Annotated in this window: 13 protein-coding genes and 1 tRNA gene; 7 read left to right on the top strand and 7 right to left on the bottom strand. The window is 71.5% G+C overall.

The window, feature by feature from the left end; all coding sequences use genetic code 11:
• Window positions 1–7 precede the first annotated feature (7 nt).
• From AB0H52_RS09910 to AB0H52_RS09890, 5 genes are all read right to left on the bottom strand, one after another.
• A complete protein-coding gene (locus tag AB0H52_RS09910) occupies window positions 8–895 on the bottom strand; it encodes a carbohydrate ABC transporter permease (RefSeq protein WP_151491610.1) in 888 nt (295 codons plus the stop codon).
• Between the two features lie 11 nt (window positions 896–906).
• Window positions 907–1,863 carry a sugar ABC transporter permease gene (locus tag AB0H52_RS09905; protein WP_151491609.1) on the bottom strand — a complete coding sequence of 319 codons (957 nt, stop codon included), beginning with the start codon at window positions 1,861–1,863 and terminating at the stop codon, window positions 907–909.
• An 87-nt stretch (window positions 1,864–1,950) separates the two neighbouring features.
• On the bottom strand, window positions 1,951–3,330 hold the full coding sequence (locus tag AB0H52_RS09900; protein WP_151491608.1) for an extracellular solute-binding protein: 1,380 nt from the start codon (window positions 3,328–3,330) through the stop codon (window positions 1,951–1,953).
• 293 nt (window positions 3,331–3,623) lie between these two features.
• Window positions 3,624–4,631: a LacI family DNA-binding transcriptional regulator gene (locus tag AB0H52_RS09895; protein WP_151491607.1), complete on the bottom strand. Its 1,008-nt coding sequence runs from the start codon at window positions 4,629–4,631 to the stop codon at window positions 3,624–3,626.
• A 414-nt stretch (window positions 4,632–5,045) separates the two neighbouring features.
• A complete protein-coding gene (locus tag AB0H52_RS09890; protein ID WP_151491606.1) occupies window positions 5,046–6,521 on the bottom strand; it encodes an FAD-dependent oxidoreductase in 1,476 nt (491 codons plus the stop codon).
• A gap of 91 nt (window positions 6,522–6,612) precedes the next feature.
• On the opposite strand from AB0H52_RS09890, the gene AB0H52_RS09885 reads away from it, so the two are divergent.
• Complete coding sequence (locus AB0H52_RS09885) at window positions 6,613–7,683, top strand: serine hydrolase domain-containing protein (RefSeq protein ID WP_151491605.1); 1,071 nt, start codon at window positions 6,613–6,615, stop codon at window positions 7,681–7,683.
• Between the two features lie 3 nt (window positions 7,684–7,686).
• On the opposite strand, the gene AB0H52_RS09880 is transcribed toward AB0H52_RS09885, so the two are convergent.
• Together AB0H52_RS09880 and AB0H52_RS09875 are read right to left on the bottom strand one after the other, a co-directional pair.
• On the bottom strand, window positions 7,687–9,012 hold the full coding sequence (locus AB0H52_RS09880; protein ID WP_151491604.1) for a deoxyribodipyrimidine photo-lyase: 1,326 nt from the start codon (window positions 9,010–9,012) through the stop codon (window positions 7,687–7,689).
• Window positions 9,009–9,932, bottom strand: coding sequence for a phytoene/squalene synthase family protein (locus tag AB0H52_RS09875; protein WP_151491603.1), 924 nt, complete (start codon window positions 9,930–9,932; stop codon window positions 9,009–9,011). Before AB0H52_RS09875 ends, AB0H52_RS09880 begins: the two co-directional genes overlap by 4 nt.
• A gap of 65 nt (window positions 9,933–9,997) precedes the next feature.
• On the opposite strand from AB0H52_RS09875, the gene AB0H52_RS09870 reads away from it, so the two are divergent.
• The 6 genes from AB0H52_RS09870 to AB0H52_RS09845 all read left to right on the top strand — a co-directional run bounded on the left by AB0H52_RS09870 (window position 9,998) and on the right by AB0H52_RS09845 (window position 15,306).
• Window positions 9,998–11,140 (top strand): polyprenyl synthetase family protein, encoded by a 1,143-nt coding sequence (locus AB0H52_RS09870; RefSeq protein WP_357946401.1) that lies wholly within the window; start codon window positions 9,998–10,000, stop codon window positions 11,138–11,140.
• Window positions 11,141–11,168: 28 nt separating this feature from the next.
• On the top strand, window positions 11,169–12,650 hold the full coding sequence (gene crtI, locus AB0H52_RS09865; RefSeq protein WP_357946397.1) for a phytoene desaturase family protein: 1,482 nt from the start codon (window positions 11,169–11,171) through the stop codon (window positions 12,648–12,650).
• Window positions 12,647–13,267, top strand: a complete 621-nt coding sequence (idi, locus tag AB0H52_RS09860) for an isopentenyl-diphosphate Delta-isomerase (RefSeq protein ID WP_151491600.1) — start codon at window positions 12,647–12,649, stop codon at window positions 13,265–13,267. The genes crtI and idi overlap by 4 nt, the downstream gene beginning before the upstream one ends.
• Window positions 13,257–14,201, top strand: a complete 945-nt coding sequence (locus tag AB0H52_RS09855) for a MerR family transcriptional regulator (protein WP_151491613.1) — start codon at window positions 13,257–13,259, stop codon at window positions 14,199–14,201. The genes idi and AB0H52_RS09855 overlap by 11 nt, the downstream gene beginning before the upstream one ends.
• A gap of 78 nt (window positions 14,202–14,279) precedes the next feature.
• A complete protein-coding gene (locus AB0H52_RS09850) occupies window positions 14,280–15,080 on the top strand; it encodes a polysaccharide deacetylase family protein (RefSeq protein WP_357946394.1) in 801 nt (266 codons plus the stop codon).
• Between the two features lie 153 nt (window positions 15,081–15,233).
• Window positions 15,234–15,306: transfer RNA gene (locus AB0H52_RS09845), tRNA-Glu, on the top strand.
• Window positions 15,307–15,340: the final 34 nt, after the last annotated feature.

Here is a 15,340-nt window from a genome sequence, read left to right as displayed (position 1 = left end):
GTAATGGTCACCCCTTGAGGCTGCCGGTGGTCAGGCCGGACATGATGTTCCGCTGGAAGATCAGGAAGACGATGACGGTCGGGATCGCGGCGATGACCGACGCGGCGATCACCACGTTCATGGGCGTACCACCCGCGAAGGAGTAGATGCCGACGCTGACCGTCCGCGTCTGCGGCGACGGCATGACCAGCTTCGGCCAGAGGAAGTCCTTCCAGACCGCCGTCATGGCCAGGATCGCGACGACCCCGAGGATCGGGCGGGACATCGGCAGGATGATCGACCAGAGCGTACGCAGTGGCGTCGCCCCGTCCACCAGGGCCGCCGCCATCAGCTCCTCCGGAATCGAGTCGAAGAACCGCTTCAACAGGAAGATGTTGAATGCGTTCGCCACCAGGGGCAGCCAGATCGCGAACGGCGAGTCCAGCAGGTTGATGTGCGCGATCGGCAGGTCGATCACGGTCACGTACTGCGGAACGATGAGGACCATCGCCGGAATCATCAGCGTTCCCAGCATCAGCGCGAGGATCACGTTGCCGAAAATCGGCCTCAGCTTGGACAACGAGTACGCGGCAGCCGCATCGAAGACGAGTTGGAACAGCACCGCGCCGATGGCGTAGTAGAACGTGTTGAACAGCAGCTTGGCGAGTTCCAGGTTGTTCCAGGCGTCGATGTAGTTCTGCGGCTGGGGGTCCTTCGGGAACAGCGTCGGCGGGGTCTGCGCGATCTCCTGGCCGGACTTGAGCGCGCCGGTAACCATCCAGTAGAGCGGGCCGAGGAAAACGAGGGTGAACCCCGTCACGACGACCACCAGCAGCGTCCAGTAGATGATCCTGCCGCGCCCCCGGCTGAGCTGGGCTTGGGAGATGAGGGTCCGGGTGCCGGATTCCTGTGCCATTCCTCGCCGTCCTAGTCCTGTTTCGCGCTCAGCCGCAGGTACACGGCGGAGAAGCCGGCCAGCACCACGAGCATGATCACGCCCACTGCGGCGGCGCCGTTGAGGTCGTTCTGGAAGAACCCGTGCTGGTAGATCAGGTACGCCACCGTCGTCGCGGAGTCCTCCGCGCCCGCGCCGTTGGCGAGGATCAGGGGCTCGATGAAGAGCTGCATCGTGGCGACGATCTGGATCATCGCCAGGAGCGCGAGGATCAGGCGGGTCTGCGGGATCGTCACGTGCCGGATGCGCCGCCAGATCCCCGCGCCGTCGAGCTCGGCCGCCTCGTACAGCTCACCGGGGATGCTCTGCAACGACGCCAGGTAGATGAGCACCGCGCCACCCATGTTCATCCAGGTCGACGCGATCACCATGGCCGGCATCGTCATGTCGGGCGACTGCATCCACTGGGAGGTGGGCAGGTGCAACGCCTTCAGGATCGCGTTGAAGAGCCCCGCGTCGCTGGGGTCGTACGCGTAGAACTTGAACAGGTACAGCGCGGAGGCCGGCGGCAGCATCACCGGCAGGTAGACCAGGATCCGCAGGTAACCCTTGGCGTGGCGGAACTCGTTGAGCAGGATCGCCACGAAGAACGGCACCGCGTACCCGACGACGAGCGCGAGCACCGTGAAGTAGAGCGTGTTCTGCCAGGCCGGCCAGAAGCTCGGGTCGGCGAGGATGCGGGAGTAGTTGTCCCAACCCACCCAGGTGGTCTCGCCGCGCCGGGTCCGCTGGAAGCTCATGACGATGCCGCGGACCATCGGGTACCAGGAGAAGACGACGAAGCAGAGCACCGCCCCAATCAGGAACGCGTGACCGGTGAGGTTGTCCCGTACCTTGCGGCCGAGGCTCGTGCGCTGCGGCCTCGCCGGGTACGGCGACGGCGGACGGCCCGCTGTCCGAGAGGTCGGCGGGACGGTGGTGATCGCCAAGGCAACTCCTGAGTGAGTCGGTGACGTCGTCGATGCGGCGTGGACGGTGTGGGGGCCGGGTCGGCGTCCCGGCCCCCACACGCTCGGTCAGCTCTCCGCGGCGAGGAGCTGGTTGACCTTCTCCTCGGCGGTCTTGAGCAGCGCGTCGATGTTCGCGTTCGGGTTGGTCAGCACCCCGGACATCGCGGCGTCGAGCACCGCGTAGATGGCCTGCGCGTTGCGCGGCTCACCCTTGATCGGCACCGGGGTCGCCTCGAAGATCGCGAAGTTCGCCGTGTCGACGTTCGCGTTGGCCTTGCGCAGCTCCAGTTCCTGCTTCTGCGCGTCGCTGCCGTTGGCGAACAGCAGCGGCTGGGGCAGACCCACCGGGTAGTTCTGCGGCTTGGCCCGCACGTAGTCGAACTGGCCCTTGCCCGGGGTCAGCTTCTGGTACGCGATCCACTTCATACCGGCCTTGACCTGCTCGGGGGTCAGGTCCTTCTTGAAGAAGTAACCCTCGCCGCCGCCGAGCGTCCCCTTCGCCGCGCCATCCTGGCCGGGCAGCGGGGCCATCGCCCAGTCCTGGAACTTGCCCTGGAACTGGCTGACGATCGCCTGGGTGGCGTCCGGAGCACCGATGAACATGCCGACCTTGCCCGCGCCGGCGTTCGTCAGCAGGTCAGCCCACTGGAGCAGCTGGCGGCTGCCCATGCTGTTGTCGCCGTACCGCATGTCCTTGAGGTTCTGCAGGACCTGCTTGCCCTGGGCGTTGTTGAAGTCGGCCTTCTTGCCGTCCTCGGTCAGCACCCGGCCGCCCTGCGAGTAGAGCAGGGAGGTGAAGTGCCAGCCGCCGGTGTTGCCGGCGCTGTACTCCGAGTAGCCGGCGATGCCGTTGCCGAGGGCGGAGATCTTCTTGGCGGCCGCCCGGACGTCCGCCCAGGTCTTGGGCGGGTTGTTCACGTCGAGCCCGGCCTGCTGGAAGAGGACCTTGTTGTAGATCAGGCCCATCGAGTAGTTCTTCACCGGGACGGCGTAGAGCTTGCCGCCGTCGGTGAAGACCTCCTTGAGCGCCGGGTCGATGCTGTCCCAGGTGGGGATCGTGTCCTTGTTGGCATATTGGGCGATGTCCATCGCCTGGCCGGAGTCGAGCACCTGCTGGACGTCGGTCATGTACCCGTAGAACACGTCGGTCACGGTGCCGCCGGCGAGGCGGGCGGTGAAGTCCGGCGGGTTGTTGCACTGCTCGCCGACGCTCACGCTCTTGACGACGATGTCCGGGTTCTGCCGCTGGAACTCGGCGACGTCGTCGTTCCAGTTCTTCAACAGTTCTTTCTGGGCGCCGACGGGCTGGCAGTCGACCGTGATGGTGACCTTGCCGCCGGCGTTCGTGTCCTTGTCGCCGCTCTTCGTGGAGCACGCCGTGAGGCTGAACCCCAGGCCGGCCACGAGCGCCAGCGCCGCAGCCTTTCGGTATTGCGGTACGGACATCTGTCCATCCCTTCGGGAACGGGTGTCTCCAAGACCTTCGCTGATCTGCGGTGATGCGACCTGACGCCCTGTAGCTGCGCCGGAGCCAGGTGTGAGTGAAGTCACTGTAACGAGGCCGACTCATTTCAGCAAGGTGTCGACCGTGTTCTGAAAAGACGCGACATCTTGACGACAGAGACGAACAGAAGTTGGGATTGCGCCTGGTTCGGACGGTTTTGGACAGCGAAAAGGCCGCCGACCGCGGGGGGCGGTCGACGGCCGGAGGGCGGTCGGTCAGTGCGGTACGGCGAGGGTCAGCGACGGGGTGCCGGTGCGGTGGAGCCGCGTACCACCAGCTCGGGTTCGAACAGCAGCTCGTCGTGCAGCACGCCGGCCCCCTCGATCTGGGTCACCAGCAGGTCCACGGCGGCTTGGCCCATCGTCTCGATCGGCTGCCGCACCGTGGTCAGCGGCGGGTCGGTGCAGGTCATGAACGCGGAGTCGTCGTAGCCCACCACCGAGATGTCGGTCGGCACGGCACGACCCAGCCGCCGTGCGGCTCGAATGGTGCCCAGGGCCAGCACGTCGCTGGCGCAGATGATGCCGGTGACACCCCGCTCGACCAGTTTCGTCGCGGCCACCCGGGCGCCCTCCATCGAGAAGCTGGAACGCTCGACGCATTCCGCGTCGTCGCCCTCGCCCCAGCCCGCGGCCTGGATCATCGCGTCCAGCTTGCGCCGGGACGGCACGTGCCCCTCCGGGCCGAGCACCAGCCCGATGCGCTCGTGCCCGAGCGACCGCAGGTGCCCGTACGCCTGCTCCACGGCCACCGCGTCGTCCGTGGAGACCCGGGGAAAGCCCAACTCGTCCACGCCCGCGTTGACCAACACCACCGGCAGGCCCCGGTCGGTCAGCCGGCGGTAGTGGTCGTGCCGCGCGTCGGCGAGGGCGTACGAACCGCCGGCGAAGATCACCCCGGAGACCTGGTGGTCGAGGAGCATCTCCACGTAGTCCATCTCGGACACACCACCGATGGTGCGGGCGCAGAGCGCCGGGGTGTAACCCCGCTGGGCGAGCGACCCGGTCACCACCTCGGCGAGCGCCGGGAAGATCGGGTTCTGCAGTTCGGGCAGCACCAGCCCGACCAGCCGGGCACGCTCGCCACGCAGCTTGGTCGGCCGCTCGTAGCCGAGCACGTCGAGCGCGGTCAGCACGGCCGTCCGGGTCGCCTCGGACACGCCGTCCCGACCGTTGAGCACCCGGCTGACGGTGGCCTCGCTGACGCCCGCCTTCTTGGCAACTTCAGTCAACCGCTTGGTCACGGTCGCAATCGTACGTCAACCTCATGAAAGAAATGAACAGCCAATCCGCTGGGTTTTGCCGTTGACCTGCCACGTCTTGACGTCGATCGACACGCCGATGTGCACCGTGACGCCAGCCCGACGCGGCGCCGCACTGCCTCCGACCTGTCCCGCTCGCCGTTTCGAGCGTGATGCCTCAGCGGCATCAAGATGACTGTGAGGCATCACGCTCTTCCGGGCACGGGCCTCGCGGAGCCCGCACAGCGCGGGCATCGCGAACCCGCACGGCGCGGACCTCGCGGAGCCCGCACAGCGCGGACCTCGCGGAGCCCGCACGGCGCGGACCTCGCGGAGCCCGCACGGCGCGGACCTCGCGCAGCCCGCACGGCGCGGACCTCGCGCAGCCCGCACGGCGCCGGCCAGCCGCCGGTGTCGTCAGGACAGGTTGCGCAGCGCGTCCTCGATGGCCCGGTGGAACGTCGGGTACGCGTAGATCATGTGCCGGAGCTGACTCAGCGGCACCGCCGCGTGCACCGCCACGACCAGCGCCGAGAGCACCTCGCCACCGGTCGGGCCGACCGACGTCGCGCCGATCAGCACGCCCTGGTCGGCGTCCGCGATCAGCTTGATGAAACCCTCGTCGCCGACCTGGTGGATCCAACCCCGGGTCGAGCTGCTCAGCTTGGTGAACCCGACCTGCACGTTGATGCCGCGCTCGCGGGCCTGCCGCTCGGTCAGCCCCACCGCGCCGACCTCGGGATCGGTGAACGTCACCCGGGGCAGCGCGCGGTAGTCGGCGCGTGGCACGCTGCCCGCCGAACCGCTCGACCCACTGGCCGCCAGCGAACTGGACGCGCCCATCGCACCGCCGACCACGCTGGCGGTGCCGCTGGCATCCGGCCCCGCGTCCGCCTGGCGAGCGTGCGCCAGCACGTCGGCGATCACGATGGCCGCCTGGTACATGGCGATGTGGGTGAAGGCCCCCTCGCCGGTCAGGTCACCGACCGCCCAGATGCCGTCGGTGACGTGCAACCGGTCGTCCACCGGCAGGTAGCGCTGGGCGGCGTCCACGCCGACCGTGTCCAGCCCCAACTCCTCCAGGTGGGCGCGGCGCCCGGTCACCACCAGCAACTGGTCGGCCGTGAACTCGGCACCGCCGGCCCCCCGCAGGGTGAACCGGTTCCCGTCGTGCTCGACCCGTTCGGCGCGTACCCCGGTGTGGATCTCCACGCCGTCGGCGCGCAGCGCCGCGGCGGCGACCTCGGACGCCTCCGGCTCCTCGACGGCCAGCACCCGCTCCAGCGCCTCCACCACGGTGACCCGCACACCGAAGCGGGCGAAGACCTGGGCCAGTTCCAGTCCGATCGCGCCACCTCCGAGCACCAGCAGCGACGCCGGCAACTGCTCGACCTCGATCGCCTGGTGGTTGGTCCAGTACGGGGTGTCGGCCAACCCATCGATCGGCGGCACCGACGGACGCGTGCCGGTGCCCAGCACGACCCCGTGCCGAGCCTGGAACACCTGGTCACCGACCCGGACCCGCCCCGGGCCGTCGAGCCGGCCGCTGCCCCGGACGAAGCGGCCACCCTTGCCGGTGAACCGCTGCACCGCGACCGTGTCGTCCCAGGTGTCGGTGGCCTCCTCGCGGATCCGCTTCGCCACCGGCGCCCAGTCCGGCTGGACCTGCGCCGTCCCGGCCAACCCGTCGACACGGCGGGCCTCGGCGAGCGCGTTGGCCGCCCTGATCATCATCTTGCTCGGGATGCAGCCCCAGTACGGGCACTCACCGCCGACCAGATCCCGCTCGACACCGACGACGCTCAGGCCGGCCTCGGCGAGCCGCTCGGCCACCTCCTCGCCGCCGACCCCGAGCCCGACCACGACAACATCCACCAGCTCCGGTTCCGCCACCCGAACAGCATCCCCCAGCGACCGCACGCCAACCACCGGGGTCAACGAAAAGTCGACCCCGGTAGCGGGCCGGGCAGCCTACGGTTACCGCATGCACGCACGCTTCACCCCGGTCCGGGATCACTTCCACGACCTGCTCGCCTCCGGCCGGGAGAGCGGCGCGAGCCTGACCGTCTGGTACGACGGGCAGCCGGTGGTCGACCTGGTCGGTGGCACCAGCGACGGGCCGGGTGGCGAGCCGTGGCGGCCGGACACCCTGGTCAACGTCTACTCGGCCGGCAAGCCGGTGGCCGCGCTGTGTCTGCTGACGCTCGTCGACCGTGGGCAGGTCGACCTCGACGCGCCCGTCGATCGGTACTGGCCGGAGTTCCGCACCCCGGCCACCGTGCGGCACCTGCTGTCGCACACCTCCGGGCTGCCGACCTTCCCGGTGCCCCGGCCGGCCGCCGCGATCGCCGACTGGGCTCTGCTCGCCGGCGACCTCGCCGCAGCCGATCCCGAGTGGACGCCGGGCTCGATGGCCGGGGAGCACGCGTGGACGTACGGGCACCTGGTGGGCGAGCTGGTCCGGCGGGTCGACGGCCGCTCGGTGGGCAGGTTCCTGGCCGACGAGATCGCCGGCCCGTGGCGGCTCGACCTCGGCTTCGGGCTGGCCGAGGCGGACCAGCGGCGCTGCGCGGACCTGCGCTACGGCGACCCGCAGTGGCCGGCCCGGAAGCTCGGCGAGCCGGGTTCACCGCGGGCGCGGGCGATGGGCAACCCGGCCGGTGGGCTTGACCTGGCGGTGCTGAACAGCCCGCTCTGGCGGCGTGCCGAGGTGCCGGCGGTCAACCTGCACGCCAGCGCGTCCGGGTTGGCCCGGCTCTACGCCGGCCTACTGGCCGGTGGCGTCCTGGACGGGGTCCGGCTGGTCAGCCCCGAACTGGTGGCCGAGGCGACCCGGATCCAGTACGACGGGCCGGACCTCGTGCTGGACCGCCAGGTCCGGTGGACGCTCGGCATGCAGTGGGAGCCGGACGGTAGTTGGGGCATGGGCGGCATCGGTGGCAGCAGTGCGTGGGCCGACCCGGAGCGGGGTTACGTCTTCGCGTACGCCACGGCCCTGCTCGCCGAACACGACCGGGTGGACGAGCTGGTCGAGGCCCTGCACTCCTGCCTGTGACCGTCAGCGCAGCCACACCGGATCGGTGCCGGGCACCGAGAGCGGCGGTGGGTAGTCCAGCGATCGGCGCGGGTCGTCGGGCAGCTTCCACGGCTGGTGCACGGCCTTGCCCGGCACCCTCGCCAGCTCCGGCACCCAGCGGCGGACGTAGTCGCCGTCCGGGTCGTACCGTTCGGCCTGCCGGACCGGGTTGAACCCCCGGTACGGCTTGGTGTCGTTGCCGGTGCCGGCGACCCACTGCCAGTTGCCGGAGTTGTTGGCCACGTCGCCGTCCAGCAGCCAACGGAAGAAGACGCCCACCCCGGCCCGCCAGTCCTGCCCGAGGTGCTTCGTCAGGTAGCCGGCCGTGATCAGCCGGGCCCGGTTGTGCATCCAACCCTGCGCCCGCAGCTGCCGCATCCCCGCGTCCACGATCGGCATCCCGGTGCGCCCCTCGGCCCAGGCCGCCAGCGCGTCGTCGTCGTAGCGCCACCGCTCGGTGGCACCCGGCCGGTACGCGGCGGTCGAGATCGCCGGAAAGGCGGCGGTGACCTGGTAGTAGAAGTCCCGCCAGCAGAGCTGCCGGACGAACGGGCCGGACCGGTCGCCGGCCCGGTTGGCTACCGCCAGCGGCGACACGCAGCCGAAACGCAGGTACGGGCTGAGCCGGGACGTGTCGTCGCCGGCCATGTCGTCGTGCTGGTCGCCGTACCGGTCGAGGTCGGGCAGCCAGTCGGTGAGCCGCTGGCGGGCGACCCGCTCGCCGCCGACGGCGGCGTCGGGTGACTCTCCGGCCGGCAGCGCCGGCAGCCGACCGACGCGTACCCCGTCGGGCAGCGTGATCCGCCGCGGCGCGGCCAACTCCTCGCGCCATGGCGAGGCCGCCCAGGCCCGGTGGTACGGGGTGAACACCCGGTAGTGGTCACCGCCGCCGCCCGGCCGCAGGGCACCCGGCTCGATGACGGTCAGCCCGGGAAACAGTCGCAGGTGCAGCCGGTGCCGCGCACACTCGTCGCGCAGGCGCCGCTCCCGCCGGCGGGCGTGCCGGCTCACATCGGCCGAGAGAGCGACGGCGGTGGCGCCGACCTCGCCGGCCAGCCGGACCGTCTCGTCCACCGGGTCGCCGTGGCGCACCACCAGGTCGCCGCCCCGCTCGCGCAACTCGGTGCGCAACTCGGCGACGGCCTGGTGCAGGAACCGGGTGCGGTTGGCCGACAGGCCGGCCAGCGCCAGGTCGAACACGTACAGCGGAACCACCCGGTCGAAGGCCGCGCAGGTGGTGGCCAGCGCCGGGTGGTCGTGCACCCGCAGGTCGCGGGTGAGGAGAACGATCGCGGTGCCCCCGGTCACCGGGCCGCCGGGTGCACCGTCGGCCCGGGGATGGAGACCGGGGTACCGGTCGACGTGAGCAGGGCACGGGCGGCCACCGCCATCCGACGCCGTTGCGGCACCAGGGCCCGCCGGGCGAACACGTCGTAGTCCTGCGCGGCCACCTCGTCGAGGATGCCGCCGTACAGCGCGTACGCGGTGCGCATGCACGCCTGCGAGGCGGGCGCGAGCATGGTGATGCCGGGTGCGGCGGCGGCGTAGTGCGCCTGCGCGCGGGTCACCTCGTACTCGATCAGCTCGCGGGTCCGGGGCGTGCCCCGCCCCCGGTCCCGGGCCTCGACCAGCTCGTCGCGGGTGACGCCGAACTTCGCCAGGTCCTCGTCCGGCAGGTAGGTGCGGCCCCGGTCGAGGTCCTCGGCGACGTCCCGGATGAAGTTGGTGAGCTGGAAGGCGAAGCCGAGTTGGCGGGCCGGCTCGCGGGCCGCCGCCGGGTCGGAGCTGCCGAGGATGGGCAGCATCATCGTGCCGATGACCGCCGCCGAACCCTCCATGTAGTCGAGCAGGTGGTCGTAGGTCGGGTACGCGGTGACGGTCAGATCCATCGCCATGCTCTTCAGAAACGACGCAAAGTCGTCCCGGTCGAGATCGAAGACGGCGATCGTGTGCAGCACGGCCGGCAGCAGCGGGTCGTCGACCGGCGCACCGTGCAGGCCGGCCACGAAACGGCTGGCCCAGTCGTCGAGCAGGGCGGCCCGCTCGGCCGGCGGCAGGTCCTCGGTGCGGTCGACGATCTCGTCGGCGTACCGCGTGAACCCGTAGAGGGCGTGCACATGTCGTCGTTTCCACGCGGGAAGCAGCCGGGTGGCGAGATAGTAGGTGCGGCCGTGACGTCTGTGCAGCTCACGGCACCGGTCATAGGCAGCGGTGAGATCGGTGTCCACCGGCCCTCCTCAAATATCGACGCACCAATCGACGCAACTCGTAACCCTAGGGTACGCTCGCCCACATGGCCAACGACGCAGTTGCGGGCAACGCGATTCGTGTGGCGCCGGCAGGGCCGGGCGAGGGGGACGATCCGGTCCGGGCGGTGCTCGCCGCGTACACCCAGGACCTGATCACGGCGGTGGACGACACCCTCACCACGTTCCTCGCCGCCGAGGTCGACACCCTCGCCGAGATCGACGCGGGGATGGGCGGCTTCGCGGTCGCCGCCCGGGACGCCGTGCTGGCCGGCGGCAAGCGGATCCGGCCCACCTTCGCGTACTGGGGCTGGCGCGGGGCGGTCGGCGGCAGCGAGCCGCTGGCGCCGGTGCTGCCCGCGCTGGCCGCCCTCGAACTGCTGCACACCTTCGCGCTGGTGCACGACGACGTGATGGACGCCTCCACGGTCCGACGCGGCCGGCCCACCGCACATGTCGCGCTCGCCGAGCAGCACGTCGCCGCCGGCCACCGGGGCGACCCGGGCCGGTTCGGCGAGGCCGTCGCGGTGCTCATCGGCGACCTCTGCATGGTCTGGGCCGACCGGCTGCTGGCGCAGGCCACCGTGGCGCCGGCCCAGCTGTTCGAGGTCCGCCACTGCTACGACCAGATGCGGGTCGACACCGTCGCCGGGCAGTATCTCGACGTGCTCGGTGAGAACGACCCGGCCAACTGGTCGGTCGACCGGGCCCTGCGGGTGGCGCGTTACAAGACCGCCAGCTACACCGTCCAACGGCCGCTGCTCTTCGGCGCCTGCCTGGCCGGAGCGCCCGCCGACGACCCGCTGACCGCCGCGTACACCCGCTACGGCCTGGCCGTTGGCGAGGCGTTCCAGCTGCGCGACGACCTGCTCGGCGTCTACGGCGACCCGGCCGCCACCGGCAAACCGGCCGGTGACGATCTGCGCGCCGGCAAGCCGACGACGCTGCTCATGCTGGCCCGGCAGTTGGCCACGCCGGCCCAGCTCACCGCGCTGGACCAAGCCGGGACGGCACCGGTCGAACGGCTCGCCGAGCTGGTCGCCGAGACCGGCGCGGCGGCCCGGGTGGAACGGATGATCGCCGAGCGGGTCGGCGACGCGTTGGCCGCGCTGGACGCCGCACCCGTGGACCGGACGGCACGGACCGCGCTGACCGGGCTGGCCACCGCCGCCACCGATCGGCGGGCCTGATGAACGACTTTCCCAAGGAGGTGGTCACGTGCGGACGGTGACAGGACGGACGGACCGGGTGGTGGTCGTCGGCGCCGGGTTGGGTGGGCTCGCCTGCGCGCTGCACCTGGCCGGCAGTGGCCGGCAGGTGACCGTGCTGGAACGTGAGCCGGTGCCCGGCGGGCGGGCCGGGCGGCTCGCCGTGGAGGGCTACGAGTTCGACACCGGCCCCACCGTGCTCACCATGCCCGACCTGATCGCCGAGGCGCTCGGCGCGGTGGGCGAGGAGCTGCGCGACTGGCTCGACCTGACGCCCCTCGACCCCGCCTACCGGGCCTACTACCCGGACGGGTCGACCCTCGACGTGCTCACCGACACCACCCGGATGGCGGCCGAGATCTCCCGGGTGTGCGGGCCGAGGGAGGCCGACGGCTACCTGCGCTTCGTCGACTACGCGCGGGAGTTGTGGCGGTTGGAGCGGGCCGACTTCATCGAACGCAACCTGGACGCGCCGACCGACCTGATCACCGGCAACCTCCTCAAGCTGCTCACCGGTGGGGCGTTCCGACGCCTCCAAACGAAGATCAACCAGTTCTTCCGTGACCCGCGCACCCAGCGGATCTTCTCCTTCCAGGCGATGTACGCCGGCCTCGCCCCGCACGACGCGCTGGCCATCTACGCGGTCATCGCGTACCTCGACTCGGTGGCCGGGGTCTACTTCCCGCGCGGCGGCATCCACGCGGTCTCCCGGGCGATGGCCGGCGCCGCCGAGAAGCACGGCGTCCAGATCCGGTACGACACCACGGTGACCCGGGTGGAGACCGCCAACGGCCGGGCCACCGGCGTCCTGACCGCCGACGGCGAGCTCGTGCCGGCGGACGTGGTGGTGCTCAACCCGGACCTGCCGGTCGCCTACCGCGACCTGCTGCCCGCCGGCCGCGAACGCCGACTCACCTACTCGCCGTCCTGCGTCGTCCTGCACGTCGGCTCCCGGCAGGGATATGCGAAGATCGCCCACCACAACATCCACTTCGGACGCGCGTGGAAGGGCACCTTCGATGAGGTCATCCGGCGGGGCGAGCTGATGACCGACCCGTCGCTGCTGGTCACCAACCCGAGCCGCACCGACCCGTCGGTGGCCCCACCGGACCGGCACACCTACTATGTGCTCGCTCCGGTGCCCAATCTCGCCCGGGCCCCGTTCGAGTGGCGCGGTGACCTGACCCAACGCTACGGCGACCAGCTGATCGGCACCCTGGAGGAGCGCGGCTACGTCGGCTTCGGCGCCGGGGTGGAGGTGCTGCGGGCCATCACCCCCGCCGAGTGGGCCGAGCAGGGGATGGCCGCCGGCACCCCGTTCGCCGCCGCGCACACCCTCTTCCAGACCGGCCCGTTCCGCCCGTCGAACCTGCACCGTGACCTGTCGAACGTCGTCTTCGTCGGCTCCGGCACGCAGCCCGGGGTCGGTGTGCCGATGGTGCTGATCTCCGGCAAGCTGGCGGCCGGTCGGATCACCGGGGAGGGCCGATGAGCAACCGCGAAGAGCACCTCGTCGAGCTGGTCGACGACACCGGGCGGGCACATGGCGAGACCACCGTCGCCGCCGCCCACCAACCACCGGGGCAGCTGCACCGGGCCTTCTCGGTGATCCTGGTCGACCCGGACGGCCAGGTGCTGCTCCAGCGGCGGGCCGCCGTCAAGACACGGTTCCCGCTGCGCTGGGCGAACTCCTGTTGCGGCCACCCCCGACCGGGCGAGTCCCTCGCCGAGGCGGCCAACCGCCGGCTCCGCGAGGAACTGGGCGCGGGCCCGGTCGAGCTGACCGAGGTCGGCGTCTACGTCTACTACGCCGAGGACCCGGCCACCGGTCGGGTCGAGTTCGAGTACGACCACGTGCTGCGCGGCGAGTTCCGTCCGGTGGCTCCGCTGCTGCCCGACCCCGACGAGGTGGCCGAGCTGCGCTGGGCCGACCCCACCGCCCTGGAGGCCGAGCTCGACCGGGATCCCCGGTCGTACGCACCCTGGCTGGGCGGGGTGGTGAGCCGCCTGCTGCGCCCCTCGGCGTCGACGCCCGGCGCGACCGGCCCGGCCGTGACCCCGTCCGGATCGTCGGCGGATGACGCGGCGGAGCGGTCGGGTGGCCGATGAGGCGCTGAGCGCGGGCGCCGTCGCGCGCCGGCTGGGGGTCGCGGTCACCACGCTGCGCACCTGGCACCAGCGCTACGGGCTCGGGCCCAGCCAGCACATCCCGGGCCACCACCGCCGGTACACGCCGGCCGACCTGGCCCGCCTAGAGATCATGCGGCGGCTCACCGCCGAGGGGGTGAGCCCCGCCGAGGCGGCCCGCTGGGCCCGGCAAGCACCGGATCCGGCGTCCACCGACACCATCGGCCACCACCGGGTCCGACCGCCCTCCCGCGACGGCGGCGGAACGATCCCGGTGGGTCGCGCCGGCCCGGCCGCCCGCGGGCTGGCCCGCGCCGCCATGCGGTTGGACGCGGCGTCGATCAGCGAGACGATCGCGCACACCCTGGCCGCCAGCGGGGTCGTCGCCACCTGGGAGGGCCTGCTGCGTCCCGTACTCGCCGGCATCGGCGAACGGCACTCCGCCACGGCTGGCCTGATCGAGGTGGAACACCTGGTGTCCCGCTGCGTGTCGGAGGCGTTCGCGGCGGCCAGCAGGGCCAAGGTGCCGACCGGGCCGGCCCGCATCCTGCTCTCCTGCGCGGATGAGGAACAGCACACGCTTCCGCTCGAGGCGTTGGCCGCCGCACTGGCCGAAGCCGGGGTCAGCTATCGGATGCTCGGCGCCCGGGTGCCGGTCGGCGCGCTCATCGAGGCGGTCAGCAGGACCGGGCCGGCCGCCGTCGTGCTCTGGTCGCACACCCGGGCGACCGCCGACCCGGGCCAGCTCAGCGCGCTGCTCGCCGCACCCCGCCGTCCGCTGCTCGTCCTCGCCGCCGGCCCCGGCTGGCGAGCCGACTCCCTGCCCGCCGGGGTGGTCCGGCCGGTCGACCTCGCGGAGGCTGTGTCACTCTCCGTGGCGGTCCGTGACTCGCTGGACCAGTCCACCGAGGGCTGACGGCCCCTGTGCGCTTCGCGCGGCTTCCACTAGCGTCGGGGGGTCCGCCTACCCCGAACCCCTTCCGGGAGCGAGCAGATGCAAGCCCGCGCTGTCCTGGCGTCCGTCCTCGCCATGGCGCTGGTCTTGTCCGGCTGCGCCCAGCCGGACGGCACCATCGCACCCGCCGGCGCACCACAGCCGGTGGAATCGACCACGCCGCCCACCCCCACCCCCACACCCACGCCGTCGCCGCGTCCCACCCGCACCAAGCCGCCGAAGCCCCAGCTGCGTCCGCTGCCGGCCAAGCTCCCCGCCGGGCTGCGGCGCAACACCGGTGTACGCCCGGTGGCCCTGACGTTCGACGACGGGCCGAGCCCGGCCTGGACGCCGAAGGTGCTCGACCAGCTGCGGGCCGCCCGGGTCACGGCCACCTTCTGTGTGGTCGGTCGCGAGGCGCAACGTCACCCGGATCTGATCCGGCGGATCGTCCGGGAGGGGCATCAGCTCTGCAACCACAGCTGGCGGCACGACCTGGACCTGGCCCGGCGACCGGTCGCCGAGATCCGGGCCGACCTGGTCCGCACCAACAAGGCCATCCAGGCGGCGGCACCCGGCACCCCGGTGACCTTCTACCGGCAGCCGGGCGGCCGGTGGACGTCGGAGGTGCTGGGCGTGGCGAAGGACCTCGGCATGCGCCCGCTGCACTGGGCCGTCGACCCGCGGGACTGGGACAAGCCGACCGCGGCCACGATCGCCAAGCGGGTCCGCAACGCGGCACGGCGCGGCTCCATCGTGCTGCTGCACGACGGGGGCGGCGACCGGGCGGCGACGCTGGCCGCCTGCCCGCAGTTGATCGCCGACCTGAAGCACCGCTTCGGCGTCGCCCGACTCAGCTGAACCCCTCTGAACTGCGAAAACGTGCCGCCTCAGGCCCTTGCCGATACCGATTTTGTCGAAGGACCGGGCATCACGTATGCTTTCCAAGCCTCCGGCGGGGCCGGATGGGAGCAAGTCCGCTTGAAGTTGCGAGTGTGCAATGATGGCGGGGCCGCCCTCATCGTCTAGCGGCCCAGGACGCCGCCCTTTCAAGGCGGTAGCACGGGTTCGAATCCCGTTGGGGGCACGACCGGCGCAAGCCGGGGCAACACGAGTTTGGT

Source organism: Micromonospora sp. NPDC050695 (genome assembly GCF_040654415.1).
In the GTDB taxonomy this organism is placed as follows: domain Bacteria; phylum Actinomycetota; class Actinomycetes; order Mycobacteriales; family Micromonosporaceae; genus Micromonospora.
Note: the sequence above shows the minus strand (reverse complement) of the source record. Positions and strands in the feature narration are given on the sequence as shown.